We start from the raw sequence: 3486 nt of genomic DNA on the forward strand, positions 1-3486 counted from the left end.
CCTGCAGCACTGACAGTGGCAGATTACGCAGATGCGGGTATTACTGGCGTGAGCGACTTTAATATAATAAAGGTCAATGCGCAGGTTCTGGCGGCAACCATGGGCGGTGCCGATACATGTCCCGAAGTCCAAGCACTGGTTAATGCCGTACAATCAATTCCCGGATTTAAAATTAACGGCGCAGATGCTTTTGATTTTTCAGGTAACACTGTTTCATTAGCTGGTGACGTTAATGGCGATGGTCTCGATGATCTAATTATTGGAGCGTACAATACTTCGAACGGAATTCAACGAGCCGGAACATCGTATGTCGTGTTTGGTAAGGCGGACGGCACCACTGTAGACTTATCTTCAATTGAAGCCAGTACTGGAGATGGTTTTGCAATCAATGGTTATGATGCATTTGACCATTCTGGTTGGGTAACCCGGTCTGCAGGAGATGTTAACGGAGATGGTTTTGATGATATTATAGTCGGTGCATACCAAACTGATCCTCAGAATAGGAGTTCTGCTGGTTCAGCTTATGTTGTGTTTGGCAAGGCAGACCGAACAGCTGTGGAACTTTCCGACATTGAGGCAGGTGTAGGTGGATTTGAAATTCAAGGTGCATCTTCAGGTGATAGGTTGGGAACTACAGTTGCCTCAGCTGGAGATGTTAACGGAGATGGACTTGATGATTTAATAGTTGGTGCTCGCTACGCAGCGCCAGGCAACAATACGGATGCAGGAAGTGCATATGTAGTGTTTGGGAAGACTGGTACCATACCAGTTGATATCGACACCATTGAGCGTGGCCAAGGAGGTGGCTTCGCAATGAACGGCGTAAATATAGCTGATTGGAATGGTGTAAGTGTTAAATCCGCTGGGGACGTTAATGGAGATGGTCTTGACGACCTCATCGTAGGTGCAAATAGGGCAGATCCTAATGGAAATGAAAAAGCAGGGTCTACCTATGTTGTCTATGGTAAGACAGATAGTGCAGCAATTAATCTGGCAACAATAGAAAATGGCACTGGGCCTGGTTTTGTAATCAATGGCGCAAGTTTGGGCGACGAATCTGGTAACTCCGTATCCTCTGCCGGTGATATCAACGGAGACGGTCTCGATGATCTACTTGTTGGCGCATATCGCACAACCGCTAACGGAAATTTTGAAGCTGGAGCGGCATATGTAATTTATGGTAAGGCTAATCAAACAGCAGTTGAACTTTCCGACATTGAGGCAGGTACAGGACCAGGCTTCATGATAAACGGAGCGAATGCCGGTGATAGAGCTGGTTATGCAGTATCTGCAGGTGGGGACGTTAATGGTGATGGGTTAGCAGATATGATTATTTCAGCTTATCAGGCAGGTCCAAATGGTGCTAGCGGAGCTGGGGCGGCCTATGTCGTCTTTGGCAAGGCAGATCAAACAGCAGTTGACCTATCCAATATTGAAGCAGAAAATGGAGGTGGTTTTGCAATTTACGGATACGAACCTAATGGTGAATTTGGTACTTATGTTTCCTCTGGTGGAGACGTTAACGGAGATGGTCTTGATGACCTGATAATTGGAGCACCATACGCTGCGCCTAATGATGATCCTAATAATTTGGCTTCGGCGGGTGTGTCATATGTCGTGTTTGGTAAAACTGATGGAGTAGCGCTTGATTTAGGGGCAGGGTTTCTTGAAAATTCGAGTTCGATTGGTCTGATCAAAAGTGGTTATACAGCTGGTGATGATTCGATTGTTAGCAACACAAGCTCAGAGATAATTTTGGGTGGTGACGGAAATGATACGCTAACGGGTGGCGGGGGGAGCGATGTGATTAAGGGAGGCTCCGGAGATGATTTGATCATTGTTAATGCGGATAACCTTAATCATTTGGCCTCGTCTGGTCCTATCGACGGTCTTCTATCTGTTTTTGACGGGGGCGGTGGACAAGACACCTTGAAGATCGATGGTGCTGATATAACCTTGGATCTGACGCTGCTGAGTGAACATAAAATTAAGGATATTGAAATCTTTGATTTGACTGGTTCTGGGAATAATGCATTGAAGTTTTCTATTGCTGATATCCTCGATTTAGACACGGACCAGAACATTCTAAAGGTCATAGGTGATGCTGGGGATTCTGTAGAAGCGGTAGGATATACGGATAGTGGTATAGACCAATCACAGGATGGGAAAACCTTTGATGTTTACTCAGCCGCAGGCGTTGTCTCGGAGGTTTGGATAGAGCAAGTACTTCAGGTAATTTGATTAGCCTAGCTATAAAGTGAAGTGGTCCGGCAAATTCGGACAGCGTGCTAAGATGTATCCAACCCGATTGAATGGATACAAGAATGACAAAGCGACGGAATTTTTCAGACAAGTTTAAAGCGACTGTGGCCCTTGAAGCATTGCGCGGTGACAAGACGGTGCAGGAGATTGCATCGAAGCGCCAGCTGCACCCTACGCAGGTGAGCACGTGGAAACGGCAGGCGATTGATGGCATGGTCAACGTTTTCTCGGACAAGGTCAAAAAGGCTGAGAACAAAGACGGCGAAATCAAAGAGCTTCATGCCAAGATTGGTCAGCTGGCGGTGGAAAATGATTTTTTGTCACAAGGGCTGAAGCGATGAGCCTGTCTGAACGCCGCGAGATGATCCGCAAGGACAACACCGACCTTAGCCTGACGCGCCAGTGTAAGCTGCTCAAGATCAGCCGTTCCTCAATCTATTACACGCCTGTTGGCTTTGATCAGGCGACGATTGATCTGATGCATGAGATTGACCGGATATTTACGAAGTATCCGTTCTTCGGCAGCCGCCAGATCGCGGCGTATCTGCCCCAATCAGGGTTCTCGGCAGGACGGCATCGCGTGCGTCGCCTGATGGGCATCATGGGGCTGCAGGCCATCTACAAAGGGCCGAACACCAGCAAGAAGCACCCGCAGCATAAGATCTGGCCATACTTATTGAGAAAGCTGTCGATTACGCGGCCCAACCATGTTTGGTGCAGCGACATTACCTACATTCCAGTGAAGAACGGGTTCCTGTATCTGGTGGCAATCATGGATTGGGCAACACGCAAAGTGCTGTCCTGGCGGCTGTCAAATGCGTTGGATGCCAGCTTTTGCGTTGAAGCACTGGACGAAGCCATCGCCAAATATGGCAAGCCCGAGATCATGAATACGGATAGTCATATGATGGTAACCAGTTCTCGGGTGGTTTGACTCAAACACTGATCGACCGTTCTCTGGGTTGGTGCCGCTTGGCTTTCCGGTTTGGTTTGAACCACATTCCGATCGACCTGACACGTGTCTTTCCCTGGACCTGTCGACCGCCCGGGAACGCCTTGCGGCGAGGCTTTGTCTCGAAGATGCCGCGTGACCCAAGAAGGGCCTGACCAATTGGTCTCATGACTGTCCTGTCCGTGCATTCTTTACGATGAAGTATGGTAACCATACGGGCGAGGACCGCGGCTATGCGGCCTTGACGGAGCTTTCGGTTTGGGGCGCTGGTT

General features: G+C 48.5%; 2 protein-coding genes and 1 pseudogene. All 3 read left to right on the plus strand.

The window, feature by feature from the left end:
* Positions 1-2241 (plus strand): annotated as a pseudogene (locus AC4GMC_RS16075) (beta strand repeat-containing protein); the annotation flags it as partial.
* Between the two features lie 71 nt (positions 2242-2312).
* Positions 2313-2603 carry a transposase gene (locus AC4GMC_RS16080; protein ID WP_487880366.1) on the plus strand — a complete coding sequence of 97 codons (291 nt, stop codon included), beginning with the start codon at positions 2313-2315 and terminating at the stop codon, positions 2601-2603.
* Complete coding sequence (locus AC4GMC_RS16085; RefSeq protein WP_487877599.1) at positions 2600-3196, plus strand: DDE-type integrase/transposase/recombinase; 597 nt, start codon at positions 2600-2602, stop codon at positions 3194-3196. The genes AC4GMC_RS16080 and AC4GMC_RS16085 overlap by 4 nt, the downstream gene beginning before the upstream one ends.
* Positions 3197-3486 lie beyond the last annotated feature (290 nt).

The organism is Thalassobacter sp., from assembly GCF_982993085.1.